Below are 17,298 nucleotides of genomic sequence, written 5' to 3'. Positions count from 1 at the left end.
CCGTTATACGTATTTGTATAGAATGTTTCAATGTTTTACAAACGCTATTTTAGGGCCGTCACGTTTTTGCTTCACCCAAACGTGCGCGCCTTATATACTGTCGCACTTAACTGAACATTAGGATCAATTTAGGTGAAGTGGTTAAAACGTATTGTTATAGCTCTATTCAGTCTAGCCCTTTTGGGCGTGGGCGCCATTGTTGCAGCATACTTTTATGTTTTGCCGGATCTGCCGGATGTTTCGACACTAAAAAATGTGCAATTACAAACACCTTTGCGCATTTACAGTAGCGATGGCAAACTCATCTCTCAGTTTGGTGAGAAACGACGAATTCCGCTAAAACTGGAAGAGGTGCCCAAACCGCTGTTACAAGCCTTCCTTGCCACCGAAGATGCGCGCTTTTATGAACATGGCGGTATTGACCCTGTCGGGGTGATGCGTGCCGCAACAGTCATGCTTACAACGGGTGAAAAGAAGCAAGGTGCAAGTACCATTACCATGCAGGTAGCGCGTAACTTCTTCTTAACCCGCGACAAAACCATTATTCGTAAAGTGAAGGAAATTTTTATTTCCTACCATATCGAGCAGTTGTTAACTAAAGATGAGATTTTAGAACTTTACGTTAACCGTATTTATTTAGGCCAAAGAGCCTATGGTGTTGGCGCTGCCGCTCAAGTGTATTTTGGCAAAAACGTCCAAGATCTAACGCTTTCTGAAATGAGTATGATTGCCGGTCTGCCAAAGGCACCTTCAACGCTTAATCCAATTACCTCACCTTCTCGTGCACTCGCACGCCGCAACGTGGTGTTAATGCGGATGAACGAAGTGGGTTATATCAGCAAAGCAGAATACCAAGCCGCGCTTCAAGAGCCGTTGGTTGCCAAATATCATGGTGCCGAGATTGATCTCTACGCTCCTTATATTTCTGAAATGGCGCGGGATTACATGGTGCAAAAATACGGTGAAGAAGAAGCCTATACCAATGGCTATAACGTCTACACCACTATTTCATCCGATCTCCAACTCTTAGCCCAGCAAGCGTTACGCAATAATGTTTATGCCTATGATGAACGTCATGGCTATCGCGGTCCTGCTGCGGCTTTATGGACGGGCGCTAAGCCTGATAATGCGCAAATCCAAGCTGAACTGGCTAAAGTGACTCCTGTCCAAGAGCTTCAACCTGCGGCCGTATTAAGCGTTGAGGGCCAACAAGCGAGTGTACTAACCGCAAAAGGTGAAACCAAAGTCATCAAATGGGATGGGTTGAAGTGGGCGCGCAAATTTATCAATGATAAACGCCAAGGCGCTGTTCCGAAATCAGCCTCGGAGATACTGACCGTAGGTGAGCGCATTTGGATCCGCGACAATGGTCAGCACTTACAATTATCGCAAGTTCCCGAAGTGGCCAGTGCCACTGTGTCACTCGATCCGGAAAATGGCGCCATCCGAACGTTAGTCGGCGGTTACAGCTTTAGCCAAAGCCAATACAACCGTGTGACTCAAGCTAAACGTCAATTAGGTTCGAATATCAAGCCTTTCATCTATGCCGCGGCATTAGAAAAAGGCTTTACCCTCGCAACCTTAATTAACAACGCGCCAATTAATAAACCCGATATAAGCCAAGGTACTGCATGGCGTCCGAAGAACTCGCCCGATATTTATGGCGGCCCAACTCGTCTACGAGTGGGGTTAGCGCAATCGATCAACGTGATGTCTGTTAGGGCCATGCGCCACATTGGTTTAGATGCGGCCATTGCCGAGCTGACTAAGTTTGGCTTCGACCCTAATGACTTACCACGTAACGAGTCATTAGCACTAGGATCTCCTTCGGTGACACCACTGCAAGTGGCAACCGCTTTCAATGTGTTTGCGAACGGCGGCTTTTTGGTTGAACCTTTCTATATTGAGCGGGTAGAAGACTCCTTCGGCAATGTGATTGAAAAAGCCAATCCGACCTTAGCCTGTAAGTCTAACAACAGCCATGTGCAACCTAGCAGCGATCCAATGAGCTTTGGTGAACCAACGGCTCAAACCGATGCAGCTGTTGCCCATTGCTTTGAGCAAACTGGTCGTTATGCACCGCAAATTATCTCTGAGCAAACGGCATTCCTGATCACCGAAGCGCTCAAAAGCGTGATCTGGGGTGGTGGTGATTGGAGCAAAGGTACGGGCTGGCAAGGTACGGCTTGGCGGGCGGCTCAATTAATTAAACGCCATGATATTGCAGGTAAAACTGGTACAACCAACGAATCTCGCGATACTTGGTTCAGTGGTTTTGGCCCGACGCTCACCAGCACTTTCTGGGTCGGATTTGACGATCATGGTCGCCAATTAGGTAGAACCGCTTGGAACGCTAATGGTGAAAAGGATCAGATCACCGGGACCGAGGCTGGTGCAAAGACGGCGGGGCCTGGCTGGAACGAATTTATGAATAACGTGCTGAAAGGCGTTCCTGAAACTACGGCTATCCCACCAGAGGGGATCGTCTCGGTGCGGATCGATCTTGCTACAGGTAAGCTCACCCGTAAAACTGATTATACCAGCGCATTTGAATACTTTATATCGGGCACTGAGCCTAAGGAATACATCAGTGAAACCCAAGATGAAAATAACCTATTCATCGATGCGCCAGCGGATGATTTGTTCCAATAGCCATAAATAACCATAAAAAACGCGACCTTGAGTCGCGTTTTTTATTGCTCACCTAAGATTAACTCACTTCGCCATTAACCCGCTTTTTTAGCCGCAATCGCTTGCTTAACTTGAGTCAACGCAGTGCCACCGAGCACATCACGTTTCGCCAAACAGGCTTCGATGGTGAGGTTGGGATACACATCATCTTCGATGATATCGGCAAAGGTTTTAAACTCGGCGAGCGTAAAACCTTCCAGCGGAATTTTTTTCGCAATTGCTGCAACCACTGCCACACCGACTACATGGTGCGCTTCACGGAACGGCATGCCCTTAGACACTAAATAATCCGCCAATTCGGTCGCGTTAGCGTAACCTTGCTGCGCAGCAAGTAGTGCATTAGGGCGATTGACCACTAAGCCAGATAACACCAGCGCCGCCATATCTAAACAGATTGCCCAGCTATCGACGACATCGAATAGGCCTTCTTTATCTTCCTGCATGTCCTTGTTATAGGCCAGCGGTAGCGCCTTCATAGTGGTGAGAATACCCACTAAACTGCCATACACACGGCCTGTTTTACCGCGGATAAGCTCCAGCGCATCAGGATTTTTCTTTTGCGGCATCAAAGATGAACCTGAAGTCACTTCATCGCTCAAGGAGATAAAGCCTGCTTCACCCGTGTTGAAGAAAATCAAATCTTCTGCCATGCGGCTTAAGTGCATCATGCTGATAGAGGCGGTGGAACACAGCTCTACCACATGGTCGCGATCCGATACGCTGTCCAAACTGTTTAGTGTTGGCGAGGCAAAGTTCAGTGCCAAAGCCAGTGCATGTCTATCCATTTGATAGGCTGTGCCCGCCAGCGCGCCCGAGCCAAGCGGACAAGTATTGGCACGCTTTAGCGCATCAGTTAAGCGGCTAAAGTCACGCTCAATCATCTCAACATAGGCTAAACACCAGTGGCCGAAAGTCACAGGTTGTGCCCGCTGCAAATGGGTATAGCCCGGCATCACCGCATCAAATTCACGTTCAGCCAAAGCGATAAGTTCGCTGCGTAAAGTTTGCAGGCGAGCAACTAATGCCGCACCTTCTGATTGACACCAGAGTTTTAAGTCGGTCGCCACTTGGTCGTTACGGCTACGGCCTGTATGGAGTTTCTTACCCAGATCGCCGACTTTAGCGATCAGCGCCGATTCCACGAAGCTGTGAATATCTTCCGCTCCCGAAGCAAGAATAATCGCAGGATCGCCTTTTACTTCCACCAGCAGCTCGTTCAACGCTTTCTTCAAGTCGCTGCATTCGGTGGCAGTGATAATGCCGACGCTGGCAATCGCATCGGCCCAAGCGATAGAGCCGACCACATCCTGCTCAAACAAACGATAATCCACCGGCAGTGAATCGTTGAATAATTTAAATAGCGCGCTGGTTTCGCCCTGAAATCTTCCACCCCATAAAGCCATGCTCAATCCCCTCGGTCACTCTTTGAATACATTAAAGCCATTAAAACTTAAGATATAAAAAAGGGCGCTAGGCGCCCTTTAAGTCTGCCTATTACTTAGCGTTGAGCGCGCGGATGCGGCTCGCTAACGAGTACAGACGGATAAAACCTTCAGCGTGTTTTTGGTCGTACACTTGGTCTTCACCGAAGGTGGCAAATGCTTCAGAGTACAAGCTGTTTGGCGAGCGCTTCTTAACAGCAATCGCATGACCTTTGTAGAGTTTAACCACAACTTCACCATTAACAGACTCGGCTAATGACTCAGATGCCGCCAGCAGCGACTTACATAGAGGTGTGAACCAACGACCGTCATACACTAAGTGAGCCATTTGTGCGCCCACTTGCTCGCGCCAATTACGGCTGGTTTTATCCAGTACTAACTCTTCAATGGCACGCAGCGCGGCAAACATTACGGTGCCGCCAGGGGTTTCGTAACAACCACGGGACTTCATGCCCACTAAACGGTTTTCGGTAATGTCGATACGACCCACACCGTGAGGAGCCGCAATCGCGTTCAACTTCATCAGTGCCGCATATGGCGTTAAGGCTTCGCCATTCACTTTAGTCACACGACCATTTTCGACTTCCAATGACACATATTCTGCTTGGTTTGGCGCATCTTCTGGATCGGCAGTCAATGTCCACACACCTTTGCTTGGCTCGTTCCATGGATCTTCTAACTCACCACCTTCATGGGAGATGTGGAATGCGTTTGCATCACGGCTGTAGATCTTAGTGGCAGAAGCCGACGTCTTGATATTACGCTCAGCTAAGTAAGCCAATAGATCTTCACGGCTCTGCATGGTCCATTCACGCCATGGGGCAATCACTTTTAAATCAGGCGCTAATGCCGCAAAGCAACCTTCGAAACGCACTTGGTCGTTACCTTTACCGGTACAACCGTGACACAGGGCATCGGCGCCCACTTTACGTGCCACTTCAACCTGCGCCTTAGCGATGATTGGGCGAGCCATTGAGGTGCCGAGTAAGTAAGTCCCTTCGTAAATCGCTCCCGTTGCCATGGTTGGGTAGATATAGTCTTTTACGAATTCTTCTTTCAGATCGACGATATGGCATTCTGATGCGCCAGAGGCTAAGGCTTTTTCAGTCAAGCCAATCAGCTCTTCTTCGCCTTGGCCTACGTCAGCACAGAACGCAATAATTTCGCAGTTATCGTAGTTCTCTTTTAACCAAGGAATAATGGCCGAAGTATCTAGACCACCCGAATAGGCTAAAACGACTTTTTTCACGCCAGTGTTTTTGTTCTCAATAGACATCTTAAATTCCTATAACTCGTTTCTCACCTTGGAGAAAGTGGCTGCTAAACAGGGTTAAATTAACTAAATAGGGTTACCAATACTGCATTTTGAGCGTGCATCCGATTCTCTGCTTGTTGCAGGATCAAGGAGCATTCGCCATCCATCACCGCATCGGTGACTTCAACACCACGATGTGCTGGCAAGCAATGCATAAAGAAGTGAGCACCCGCTTTCGCCATTAACGCATTGTTGACTTGATAAGGTGCAAACTTGTCCTTAATTTCCGCTAACGGTGTTGGATCCCCCATAGAAATCCAGGTATCCGTATAGATAGCATCGTGACCTTCAATCGCATCAATATCTGAGGTCAGCACAATTTTGCCGCCATATCGGCTAGCGAGTTCTTGTACTTCAGCCACAACGTAGCCATCAGGAAAGTGACCCGCAGGGCAGATCACTGTCATGGTGGCACCGAGAATAGCCGCGCAATACATCAATGAGTTAGTGACGTTATTACCATCACCTACATACGCTAACTTAACATCACTGATATTTTCAAAGTGCTCGGCCAAGGTTAAAAAATCGGCCAGCGCTTGGCAGGGATGATACAAATCCGAGAGCGCGTTAATCACGGGCACAGTGCCAAACTCTGCTAATTGTTCGATAGTCGTGTGCGAGTATGTTCTCGCCACAATGGCATCGGCCCAACAGGATAGGTTAGAAGCAAAGTCAGCGACCGATTCCCGCTTACCTAAGGCACCATTTTGCTGGTCTAGGTATAAACAGTGGCCGCCGAACTTGTTAATACCGATATCGAAGCTAACACGAGTACGCAGGGATGGCTTTTCAAATAACATCACCACACTCTTACCATCCAGCGCATGACGATACTCGGCGGGATTCGCTTTGATCGTCTTGGCCAAGGTAATTAGATCCAACAACTGCTGCTGGGTTAACTCTTTTATCGATAGAAAATGCTTCATAACCTACTCCGCTTATGGTTGGATTTGTGTGCCCACGGCCTCACCTTTTGCTAATGCTACTAATTGGCTTGCATCACGCCATGAGGCAACTTGCACCGCCTGCCCCATCCACTGCGCCACTTCGAGCGCAGCTTCAACTTTGACTTTCATTCCCTTTTCGATCACGCCTTGCTTCACCAAATCCGCAATCTGTTGACCATTAAGAGATGGGATTAATTGACCTTTACCATCGAGCACACCTGACACATCCGATAGCAGCACCAACTTGCCACCGACCAACTTAGCTAATACCGTCGCTGCTTGGTCGGCATTCACGTTCAGCATTTGGCCATCGTCCATCATGGCAATTGAGCTACAAATCGGCATCCAACCTTGGGACAAAATAAACTTAAGGTAAGTCGCGTCCTTAGGATAAACCTCGCCCACTAAGCCTAAACGCTCATCTTTAATCTTGGCCGATACCGTGTTGCCATCGGCAAGACACATGCCCACACTCACAATCCCAGCTTTAGTCGCTGCGCCTTGGAGGATCTTGTTTGATGTTCCGGCCAGTGCACCGGCAATAATCGGCATTTGCTCAGGCGGGGTCACCCGCAAACCTTCTAACTTGACGGTTTCCATGCCGTTGGCGGCTAATTGCTCATCGACCAAACAGCCGCCGCCGTGCACCATCAGCACCTGCTGACCATTAGCGATCATTGCTGCGGCGGTATCCATTAAACGCGCCATCCCCATTTCACACTGCAGCAGCGCGCCGCCGACTTTAAGAACTAATACTGAGTTGTTGGTAGACATCTTGACGACTCTCTTAAATAAGGATGAACGGTTAAAGGTTAAAGTGAATCTTTATGCACTGCAGCGCTTGGCTTGCCGCGCCTTTCATCAAATTGTCGATGGCGCTAGCAACCACTAGGTAGCCACTGCTCTCATCAAACTTCCAACCTAAGTGGCAATTCGGTGTCAGCACCACGTCATCCACTTTAGGGAACTGGTTCTGTTTCACCGTCACCAGTGGAGCTTGGTCATACACACTGTATGCCGCAGCCACATCGGCGGTAGTAGTGCCTGGTTTTAGCTGTACCGTGATAGTTGCGAGAATACCGCGCTTAAAGTTGCCAAGGTGTGGTGTGAAAATCACCTCTTGTCCCAGTTGAGTAGCGATTTCGGGCTGATGTCTGTGGCCTAGTACACCGTAGGGTGTGAGGCTGACCTCGCAAAAACTGGTATGTAGCTGCGCCTTACGACCCGCTCCTGTTACACCGCTAACAGCGTTGATCACTGGATAGGCTGAAGTCAGTAAATTCTTTAATGGTTTCAAGGCTGTTAGTGATGCTGTTGGGTAACAACCTGGCACAGCAATCATCTTAGTGGCGGCCACGTCTTTAGCATTCCACTCAGCAAGGCCATATACGGCTTTGGCTAAAACCTCTGGATATTCATGCTCAAAGCCATACCACTTCGGATACTGCGCCACGTCACTGAAACGATAAGCACCGCTTAAATCGAATACCGCTAACCCTTGGCTATAAAACCAAGCCGCTAAATGCAAACTCACAGAATGCTCAGTCGCTAACACCACAGCATCTGCCTCAGCGACGATATTGGCCTTCGCTTCTTCGGTAAGCGGTGATAGGGTTAACTCAATGTGGCTGTAGACAGGGTACAAATCTGCTAAAGCTCTACCTTTATCTAAACTATTTTCAGAGACATACAGACCTTGAATTGATAATTCAGACTCCGCATGGACTAAAGCCGTGAGTTGTGCACCTGTGTAACCACTGGCGCCGATAATGGCGATGTTTTTCATATGTATTTTTATAAACCAAATCAAAGAGACTTAAAGAATAGATGAATAGCGTACACGCAACGGCGTATATCTATGATGACAAGACTATCGTCGTGGGAAATCGTAATGGCTTGTTATTTTATTCACTGACGGATTAACACTATACATCATGATATTTACTCTACAGCTCGCAGACTGTAACTCATCTCAACTGCTGGCTAGACTACCACAAAGATCTATTTATGCAATATATGTGAATATATATTTTTATTAAATTTTGTAATTTATCATCTCTTAAATAGAGTTAGCGGATAACTGATTGCTTCACTAACTACTTAATATTTCAATTATCTCTGATGGAAATGATGGTAAACCAGTCATTTTTGTTAACATCTAAGTCACATACTTGCAAGGCTCAAAATAATGCAGTTCATATTCACTTCCACTAAACATAATAAAATATTGCGTCAGCTCGCATTTATATTGAATATTCCTCAACAATTAACGCGATTAGTTGCATAAAAGGTAAGCCAGTCGTATAAGTTATAAGCTCTGCTGTTGACCATTGCCCTCAGTGGTGGGTATTGTGCTAGCGGGCTATATACCCAAGCTACCTGAAGATACGAGTTTCTTCATCTTCAGGTTGTTTGGGTATATACAAAGCGGATTTTTATGTTTTTCTATTCGGAGTAACTATGGCAGGTAATGTGGCAGACAATGTGACCGACATGTATGCGTCATTGAGATCGAACGTGAGTATGTTAGGTCAGATCCTAGGCGATACGATGCGCACCCACCTCGGCGATTCTTTTTTGGAGAAGGTTGAGCAAATTCGTAAGCTCGCGAAAGACTCCCGCCGAGGTGACGAAGCCGCAAGGGAGCAAATGCTAGAACTGCTCACCGCTCTCCCCGATGAAGAGTTAGTGCCGTTTGCCAAAGCCTTTAACCAATTCCTCAACTTAGCCAACCTATCTGAACAATTTCATACGATTAGCCGCAACTGTGACGAACTAGTTTGCGTGCCCGATCCCGTCGAACAGTTGCTCGGTCGTATGCTCAATGGTCGTGTCGATCAGACCAAAATGTTGGATTGCCTAAAGACGTTAGATATCGATCTCGTGCTCACCGCACACCCAACAGAAATCTCTCGCCGCACGCTGATCCAAAAATATGCCGCAATTGTGGATTGTCTCGCCGAGCAAGAAAACAACCAGTTGTCGGATAGAGAGCGCCAGCAAATTAATTTGCGCCTACGTCAGCTCATCGCCCAGATCTGGCACACCAATGAAATTCGCCGTGAGCGGCCAACGCCGGTGGATGAAGCCCGTTGGGGGTTATCCACTATCGAGGAATCCCTCTGGCATGCTGTTCCCGACTTTTTAAGGCAGCTCAACGATCAGGTGCAAGAGCGCACAGGTCAACAATTGCCAATCGATATCGCCCCTGTTCGCTTCTCCAGCTGGATGGGCGGTGATCGCGACGGCAACCCCTTCGTAACGGCTAAAGTCACTCAAGAAGTGTTAGACCGTAATCGCCATGCCGCGGCACGTTTATTCCTGAAGGATATAGTGCTGCTGGTTGGCGAACTGTCGATGGAAGAAGCCAATGATGAATTAAAGGCTTATACCAACAATAGCTGCGAACCTTATCGCTTTGTCTTGCGGTCATTAAGACAAAAACTGCGCGATACCATAGATTACTTAAACGCTCGCATTGAGGGCCACAATCCCGAGGTGGATAAGTCAACATTGATTTGGCAAGAGAGCGACCTTAAAGCACCGCTCGAAATGCTATATAAAAGCTTGTACGACTGCGGTATGAGGTTGATTGCTAATGGTTTACTGCTCGACATTCTGCGTCGTCTCGCCTGCTTCGGTATTCATATGCTCAGGCTCGATATCCGTCAAGACGCTGGCCGTCACTGTGATGTACTTGCAGAATTAACCCGCTACCTCGGTATGGGTGATTTTAATCACTGGGATGAAACCGAAAAACAAGCCTTCTTGCTACGTGAGCTCAGTAACCGTCGCCCGCTGATCCCAAGCAACTGGCAACCGTCAGCCGATGTAGCCGAAGTACTTAATACCTGTCGCTTAATTGCTAAGCATCCAGCCAAAGCATTAGGTTCGTACGTCATCTCGATGGCGAGCAAACCTTCTGACGTGTTAACGGTTTTACTGTTACTCAAAGAGACTGGCTGCACGCATCCAATGCGTGTTGTGCCGCTGTTTGAAACCTTAAGTGACTTAAACAACGCCGCGGCATGTATTACCGATTTGCTCGATATCGATTGGTATCGTGGCTATACCAAAGGCATGCAAGAGGTCATGATTGGCTACTCAGACTCAGCCAAAGATGCAGGCGTGATGGCAGCCGCATGGGCTCAATACCGCGCACAGGAGCAGTTAGTTGCTGTATGTAATCAAGCGGGCGTCAAACTGACCCTATTCCATGGCCGCGGTGGCAGTATTGGTCGCGGCGGCGGCCCAGCTCATAAGGCCATTCTGTCGCAACCACCCGGTTCGGTTGATGGCCGTATTCGCGTCACCGAACAAGGCGAGATGATCCGCTTTAAATTTGGCCTACCAAAGTTAGCAGTTCAGAGCTTAGCCCTGTACACCTCGGCGGTATTAGAAGCCACCTTGCTACCTCCGCCTGAGCCAAAACAAGAATGGCGCAATTGTATGGAGCGTATTGCTGAGGAGTCAGTAAGTGCTTACCGCGGCATTGTGCGTGAAGAACCTGATTTTGTAGCTTATTTCCGTGCCGCCACTCCGGAGGTTGAACTAGGCAAGCTTCCATTAGGCAGTCGCCCAGCCAAACGTCGCGTTGATGGTGGTATCGAGAGTCTGCGTGCGATTCCATGGATTTTTGCTTGGTCACAAAACCGCTTAATGCTGCCCGCATGGCTCGGCGCTGGCGAAGCGCTGCAAGCGGCCTGTCAACGCGGCGAAATAGGCTTGTTACAGGATATGGAACGCGAATGGCCGTTCTTTAGTACGCGGATTTCGATGCTAGAGATGGTCTATGCAAAGGCAGAACCCAACCTTGCACGCTACTACGAAACCTGTCTGGTATCGACAAATCTGCACCACTTGGGTGAAACCTTGCGCCAACGCTTAGATCTGGGCATTAAAGTCGTGCTTGAGTTGACCAAATCGGATACCTTAATGGCGCATACACCGTGGAATCGCGAGTCAGTCAAACTGCGAAATCCGTATATCGATCCATTAAACTTCTTACAAACCGAGCTGTTAGCTCGTACCCGTAAGGAAACCAGCGAAACGCCCGCCTCCGAACATGTACAGTTAGCGCTAATGCTGACCATTGCAGGTGTTGCGGCGGGCATGAGAAACACAGGTTAATGAAAAAACTCACACTTAATCTTTGCTTGGGATTGACTGTACTGCTTGGCGGCTGCGTCACGCAGTACAGCATCAGCGAGCGCGAAATGGAGCAATATCTCAGCAAAGAGATCCATTTTGAGGTGAAACAAGGCAATCAACTGATCGGTGCCCAAGTGCGCATTAACGACATCAGTGTCAGACTCGGTGAAAAGCCTGACACAATGAGCGTGAGCGCGGCGACACAAGTATCAATTACTAATCCCATTTATCCTTTAAAGGCTCAGCTCTCGGCCTCCTTTGAGGCTAAACCTTGGTATGACAATGCTACCCACAGTGTCTATCTACGCCAGCTTGAATTAGTCAAAGTAGAGTCAACACCAAAGGATATTGAAAAGGCCATTAGTAGCGCCACACCACAAGTGATGAACTATTTACGGCATTTCCTTGAAAGTCAGCCAGTGTATGTACTGGATACAAAGGATAGCAATCAGGCACTGATGGCGAAGATGACCGAAAGCATCCAAGTTGTACCAGGCAAATTAGTGCTTAAGTTCACTAAATAGCAGATTTTTTTATAAACCCTCCGCCATAAAAAATGCTCCCTCGGGAGCATTTTTTTAATCCATCTAGGTACACTTAACTCAATAAGCCTGAAAAAGTTACTTACTGAAACGCCCAATCGACTGATAATCCACAATCACAGCTTCCGACAGTAGCTCACGTCTCAACATATCATAGGCGACCGCTGCACTTAAGCTACGCACTAAATCCCGCGAACGTCTTGGCAACTTAATCATTTGGCTGTAGACACCACTACGGGTCGCCAAGGCAATGGCCACAGTGCCTACGGGTTTGTCTTCGGTTCCGCCATCCGGTCCTGCGATCCCACTGGTAGCTAAGGCAAAATCACTATCTAAAATAGCACGTGCGCCCTTCGCCATTTCTTCAACTGTAGGAATCGACACTGCGCCGTGATCATCTAACGTCGCCGGATTAACGCCCAAGACTCGCACTTTGGATTCATTACTGTAAGTCACTAAACCATGCTGTAAATAGGATGAACTTCCAGGGAAATCCACTAATTGACTGGTAATCATACCGCCAGTGCACGACTCTGCCGCACTCAGGGTCAGACCAGAATTCAGCAGTCTAAAATGAATTTCTTCAGCAAGTGTCGCTTTATCCTCAGCGACGACTGCAGTACCCAACACCATTTTGATATGCCCAGCCACCCGTGGCAGCAGAGCAATCGCCTTTTCACCTCGCGCGAAAATCTTAATTTCGATATGCGGCATTGAAGAGCGATAACCAATAGTAATGCCTTCTGGCAACTCCAACGGCTCAATTTTATCGGCAAGGGCTGATTCGCCATGGCCAATGGTCAGCAGTTTTTTAAGCGCCACCTTAGCGTCGAGATTAAACTCATCACGAATAAAGGGAATAAACTGCTCTTTAACCATATGCTTGAGTTCAAATGGCACACCTGGCGTAAAGAACAACCAAGCTCGATTTAACTTGACCCTAAATCCACAGGCAGTACCGACGGGGTTATCCACCATAACTGCCGATACTGGCAGCATCGCCTGCTTTAAATTACTCACAGGCATCTCGCGATTATTGCGCGTAAACCAATCTTCTAAACGTTGGCGCCACTCGGAATTTTCGACCAGCGATTCCCCCTTGGCCTTAGCCATCGCTTCAGCGGACATATCATCGCTTGTCGGCCCCAAACCACCATTCACTAAAATCACATCGGCATGTAAGCTGCGCTCTTGGAAAACGGCAATTAAATCCTCTAGGCGATCACCCACTGTAACGCGCCTTTGGATCTCAATGCCATGCTCCATCATAGTGCTGGCGAACCAGGCAGCATTGGTATCAACAATCTGACCCGACAGCACTTCTTCTCCAGTACAAATCATCTCTAACTTCATCATAGATCCTTAACTACCCCAAAAAGTTACAGCATAAGGTAAGTAACCTCTGAAGTAATAGCAAGAGCAAAGCTTTAGCCCAGTGTAAGGATAGGTGTGAAGAAAACAGCGCAGTAACAACAGGCTGCTCTCAATAGCCTTTAATGAAACACCTTAAACTTGGGGGGGGTATTTTTGACAATTTGAAGAGTACAACTTGATCAATCTTATCGTTTAACTGTTGGCCTCTTTGTACACCCCACAATGACCGATGCGTATTCATGTGGGGTGAAACCAGATTCTATACACAAATATATCTTTGCTGTTGGTGGCGTTACGCCGAAAAATTTAAAAAAGATAAAAACAAAAAAGCCCTAGCGGTTTATGCTAGGGCTTTTTTGTTTATTTAGGCGCTTGGCGATGACCTACTCTCACATGGGGAGACCCCACACTACCATCGGCGCGATTGCGTTTCACTTCTGAGTTCGGGATGGGATCAGGTGGGACCACAATGCTATTGTCACCAAGCAAATTCGGTATAAACAAGACTCGAGAGCGCACTGCGTGCTGCTAGGTCCTAGAACCTACTCTTGTCTTATTTATTAATTTAGAAAGCTGTATTGAGTATCACTTCTTAAGTGTTTGTATTCGTCTAAGTACTGTACGACCTCCAGGGAAGGAGGAAGTACTGGAAAATGTCTGGAACATTTTCAGTAAAACCCATCTGGGTTGTATGGTTAAGCCTCTCGAGTCATTAGTATCAGTTAGCTCAACGCCTCACAACGCTTACACACCTGACCTATCAACGTCCTAGTCTCGAACGGCTCTTTAGTGGACTTAAAGTCCAAGGGATGACTCATCTTGGGGCTCGCTTCCCGCTTAGATGCTTTCAGCGGTTATCGATTCCGAACATAGCTACCGGGCAATGCCATTGGCATGACAACCCGAACACCAGCGGTTCGTTCACTCCGGTCCTCTCGTACTAGGAGCAACTCCCCTCAATCATCCAACGCCCACGGCAGATAGGGACCGAACTGTCTCACGACGTTCTGAACCCAGCTCGCGTACCACTTTAAATGGCGAACAGCCATACCCTTGGGACCGACTTCAGCCCCAGGATGTGATGAGCCGACATCGAGGTGCCAAACACCGCCGTCGATATGAACTCTTGGGCGGTATCAGCCTGTTATCCCCGGAGTACCTTTTATCCGTTGAGCGATGGCCCTTCCATTCAGAACCACCGGATCACTATGACCTACTTTCGTACCTGCTCGACGTGTCTGTCTCGCAGTTAAGCTGGCTTATGCCATTGCACTAACCGTACGATGTCCGACCGTACTTAGCCAACCTTCGTGCTCCTCCGTTACTCTTTGGGAGGAGACCGCCCCAGTCAAACTACCCACCAGGCACTGTCCTTACCCCAGATAATGGGGCCAAGTTAGAACATCAACACTACAAGGGTGGTATTTCAAGGACGACTCCATCAGAACTAGCGTTCCAACTTCAAAGTCTCCCACCTATCCTACACATGTAGGGTCAATGTTCAGTGCCAAGCTATAGTAAAGGTTCACGGGGTCTTTCCGTCTAGCCGCGGGTATACGGCATCTTCACCGCAATTTCAACTTCACTGAGTCTCGGCTGGAGACAGCGTGGCCATCATTACGCCATTCGTGCAGGTCGGAACTTACCCGACAAGGAATTTCGCTACCTTAGGACCGTTATAGTTACGGCCGCCGTTTACCGGGGCTTCGATCATGAGCTTCTCTTGCGATAACCCAATCAATTAACCTTCCGGCACCGGGCAGGCGTCACACCGTATACTTCCTCTTGCGAGTTTGCACAGTGCTGTGTTTTTGATAAACAGTTGCAGCCACCTGGTATCTGCGACTCCCGTCAGCTTAGAGAGCAAGTCTCATCACCAACAGGAGCGTACCTTCTCCCGAAGTTACGGTACCATTTTGCCTAGTTCCTTCAGCCGAGTTCTCTCAAGCGCCTTGGTATTCTCTACCCGACCACCTGTGTCGGTTTGGGGTACGATTCCTACTAACCTGAAGCTTAGAAGATTTTCCTGGAAGCATGGCATCAACTACTTCATCCCCTTGGGGACTCGTCATCAGCTCTCAGCCTTAAGATTTCCCGGATTTGCCTAAGAAATCAGCCTACCACCTTAAACGCGGACTACCAACGCCGCGCTAGCCTAGCCTTCTCCGTCTCTCCATCGCAGTTAGCAGAAGTACAGAAATATTAATCTGTTTCCCATCGATTACGCCTTTCGGCCTCACCTTAGGGGTCGACTCACCCTGCCCCGATTAACGTTGGACAGGAACCCTTGGTCTTTCGGCGAGGGGGTTTTTCACCCCCTTTATCGTTACTCATGTCAGCATTCGCACTTCTGATACCTCCAGCGTGGGTTACCCCTTCACCTTCAACGGCTTACAGAACGCTCCTCTACCGCGCATCTCTAATGAAATGCACCCGTAGCTTCGGTGGTATGTTTAGCCCCGTTACATCTTCCGCGCAGGCCGACTCGACTAGTGAGCTATTACGCTTTCTTTAAATGATGGCTGCTTCTAAGCCAACATCCTAGCTGTCTAAGCCTTCCCACATCGTTTCCCACTTAACATACACTTTGGGACCTTAGCTGACGGTCTGGGTTGTTTCCCTTTTGACGACGGACGTTAGCACCCGCCGTCTGTCTCCCGAGTAGTACTCATTGGTATTCGGAGTTTGCAAAGGGTTGGTAAGTCGGGATGACCCCCTAGCCTTAACAGTGCTCTACCCCCAATGGTATTCGCTCGAGGCGCTACCTAAATAGCTTTCGAGGAGAACCAGATATCTCCCGGTTTGATTGGCCTTTCACCCCCAGCCACAAGTCATCCGCTAATTTTTCAACATTAGTCGGTTCGGTCCTCCAGTTGATGTTACTCAACCTTCAACCTGCCCATGGCTAGATCACCGGGTTTCGGGTCTACACCTAGCAACTCAACGCGCAGTTAACACTCGGTTTCCCTACGGCTCCGCTATTCGCTTAACCTCGCTACTAAATGTAAGTCGCTGACCCATTATACAAAAGGTACGCAGTCACGGTCTCAAGAACCGCTCCCACTGCTTGTACGTATACGGTTTCAGGTTCTATTTCACTCCCCTCACAGGGGTTCTTTTCGCCTTTCCCTCACGGTACTGGTTCACTATCGGTCAGTCAGGAGTATTTAGCCTTGGAGGATGGTCCCCCCATATTCAAACAGGATGTCACGTGTCCCGCCTTACTCGTTTTCATCAATGGTTAGTTTTCGTGTACGGGGCTATCACCCTGTGCCGCTGGACTTTCCAGACCATTCCACTAACACCCCATTGACTTAAGGGCTAATCCCCGTTCGCTCGCCGCTACTAGGGGAATCTCGGTTGATTTCTTTTCCTAAGGGTACTTAGATGTTTCAGTTCCCCTCGTTTGCCTCATGTCGCTATGTATTCACCACATGATGACCGCTTATGCGGCCGGGTTCCCCCATTCGGACATCGTTAGCTCAAATGCTTGTTACTAGCTCGCCAACGCTTTTCGCAAGTTACTACGTCCTTCATCGCCTCTGACTGCCAAGGCATCCACCGTATACGCTTAGTCGCTTAACCATACAACCCAAATGAGTTTCACATCACTTGCGCTGTTGCGACCAGCTGGTTTTACTTGTCTCATCTTCGACCAAGAAGATGGACTCGCCTTAGACTTGAATATTCAAGACACTTAAAAAGTGTGTTAAGAACTCAATTTTTTCGTATTAACACAACGACAGACATCATTGTATTAATTACTATCAGCTTTCCAAATTGTTAAAGAACAATGCAGACCGGCTCGCGGTGCATGTCGCTCTCCCCTCCCTTAC

The 17,298-nt window shown here is 48.3% G+C and carries 9 protein-coding genes and 2 rRNA genes; 3 read left to right on the top strand and 8 right to left on the bottom strand.

Features of this window, described 5'->3' with window-relative positions; translation table 11 throughout:
* Positions 1-132: 132 nt before the first annotated feature.
* Complete coding sequence (locus SO_RS01350; RefSeq protein ID WP_011070652.1) at positions 133-2,652, top strand: penicillin-binding protein 1A; 2,520 nt, start codon at positions 133-135, stop codon at positions 2,650-2,652.
* 74 nt (positions 2,653-2,726) lie between these two features.
* Here the strand turns inward: SO_RS01350 and argH are convergent, their stop codons facing one another.
* The 5 genes from argH to argC all read right to left on the bottom strand — a co-directional run bounded on the left by argH (position 2,727) and on the right by argC (position 8,181).
* The gene (gene argH, locus SO_RS01345; protein ID WP_011070651.1) at positions 2,727-4,094 is read right to left on the bottom strand and encodes an argininosuccinate lyase; all 1,368 of its coding nucleotides are present in this window, start codon (positions 4,092-4,094) and stop codon (positions 2,727-2,729) included.
* 91 nt (positions 4,095-4,185) lie between these two features.
* On the bottom strand, positions 4,186-5,409 hold the full coding sequence (locus tag SO_RS01340; RefSeq protein ID WP_011070650.1) for an argininosuccinate synthase: 1,224 nt from the start codon (positions 5,407-5,409) through the stop codon (positions 4,186-4,188).
* A 59-nt stretch (positions 5,410-5,468) separates the two neighbouring features.
* Positions 5,469-6,374, bottom strand: coding sequence for an ornithine carbamoyltransferase (locus SO_RS01335; protein ID WP_011070649.1), 906 nt, complete (start codon positions 6,372-6,374; stop codon positions 5,469-5,471).
* A gap of 12 nt (positions 6,375-6,386) precedes the next feature.
* Positions 6,387-7,169: an acetylglutamate kinase gene (gene argB / locus SO_RS01330; protein WP_011070648.1), complete on the bottom strand. Its 783-nt coding sequence runs from the start codon at positions 7,167-7,169 to the stop codon at positions 6,387-6,389.
* Between the two features lie 31 nt (positions 7,170-7,200).
* A complete protein-coding gene (argC, locus tag SO_RS01325) occupies positions 7,201-8,181 on the bottom strand; it encodes an N-acetyl-gamma-glutamyl-phosphate reductase (protein ID WP_011070647.1) in 981 nt (326 codons plus the stop codon).
* A gap of 674 nt (positions 8,182-8,855) precedes the next feature.
* Between argC and ppc the strand changes: the two genes are divergently transcribed.
* Positions 8,856-11,525: a phosphoenolpyruvate carboxylase gene (gene ppc, locus SO_RS01320; RefSeq protein ID WP_011070646.1), complete on the top strand. Its 2,670-nt coding sequence runs from the start codon at positions 8,856-8,858 to the stop codon at positions 11,523-11,525.
* Complete coding sequence (locus SO_RS01315; protein ID WP_011070645.1) at positions 11,525-12,070, top strand: YceB family lipoprotein; 546 nt, start codon at positions 11,525-11,527, stop codon at positions 12,068-12,070. Before ppc ends, SO_RS01315 begins: the two co-directional genes overlap by 1 nt.
* Before the next feature lie 96 nt (positions 12,071-12,166).
* Here the strand turns inward: SO_RS01315 and SO_RS01310 are convergent, their stop codons facing one another.
* The 3 genes from SO_RS01310 to SO_RS01300 all read right to left on the bottom strand — a co-directional run bounded on the left by SO_RS01310 (position 12,167) and on the right by SO_RS01300 (position 17,047).
* Entirely contained in the window at positions 12,167-13,441 is a 1,275-nt protein-coding gene (locus SO_RS01310) for a CinA family nicotinamide mononucleotide deamidase-related protein (RefSeq protein ID WP_011070644.1), read from the bottom strand.
* Between the two features lie 391 nt (positions 13,442-13,832).
* Positions 13,833-13,948 (bottom strand): 5S ribosomal RNA (gene rrf / locus SO_RS01305).
* Positions 13,949-14,153: 205 nt separating this feature from the next.
* A 23S ribosomal RNA gene (locus SO_RS01300) occupies positions 14,154-17,047 on the bottom strand.
* Between the last annotated feature and the right edge of the window lie 251 nt (positions 17,048-17,298).

It is taken from the genome of Shewanella oneidensis MR-1 (genome assembly GCF_000146165.2).
In the GTDB taxonomy this organism is placed as follows: domain Bacteria; phylum Pseudomonadota; class Gammaproteobacteria; order Enterobacterales; family Shewanellaceae; genus Shewanella; species Shewanella oneidensis.
Note: the sequence above shows the minus strand (reverse complement) of the source record. Positions and strands in the feature narration are given on the sequence as shown.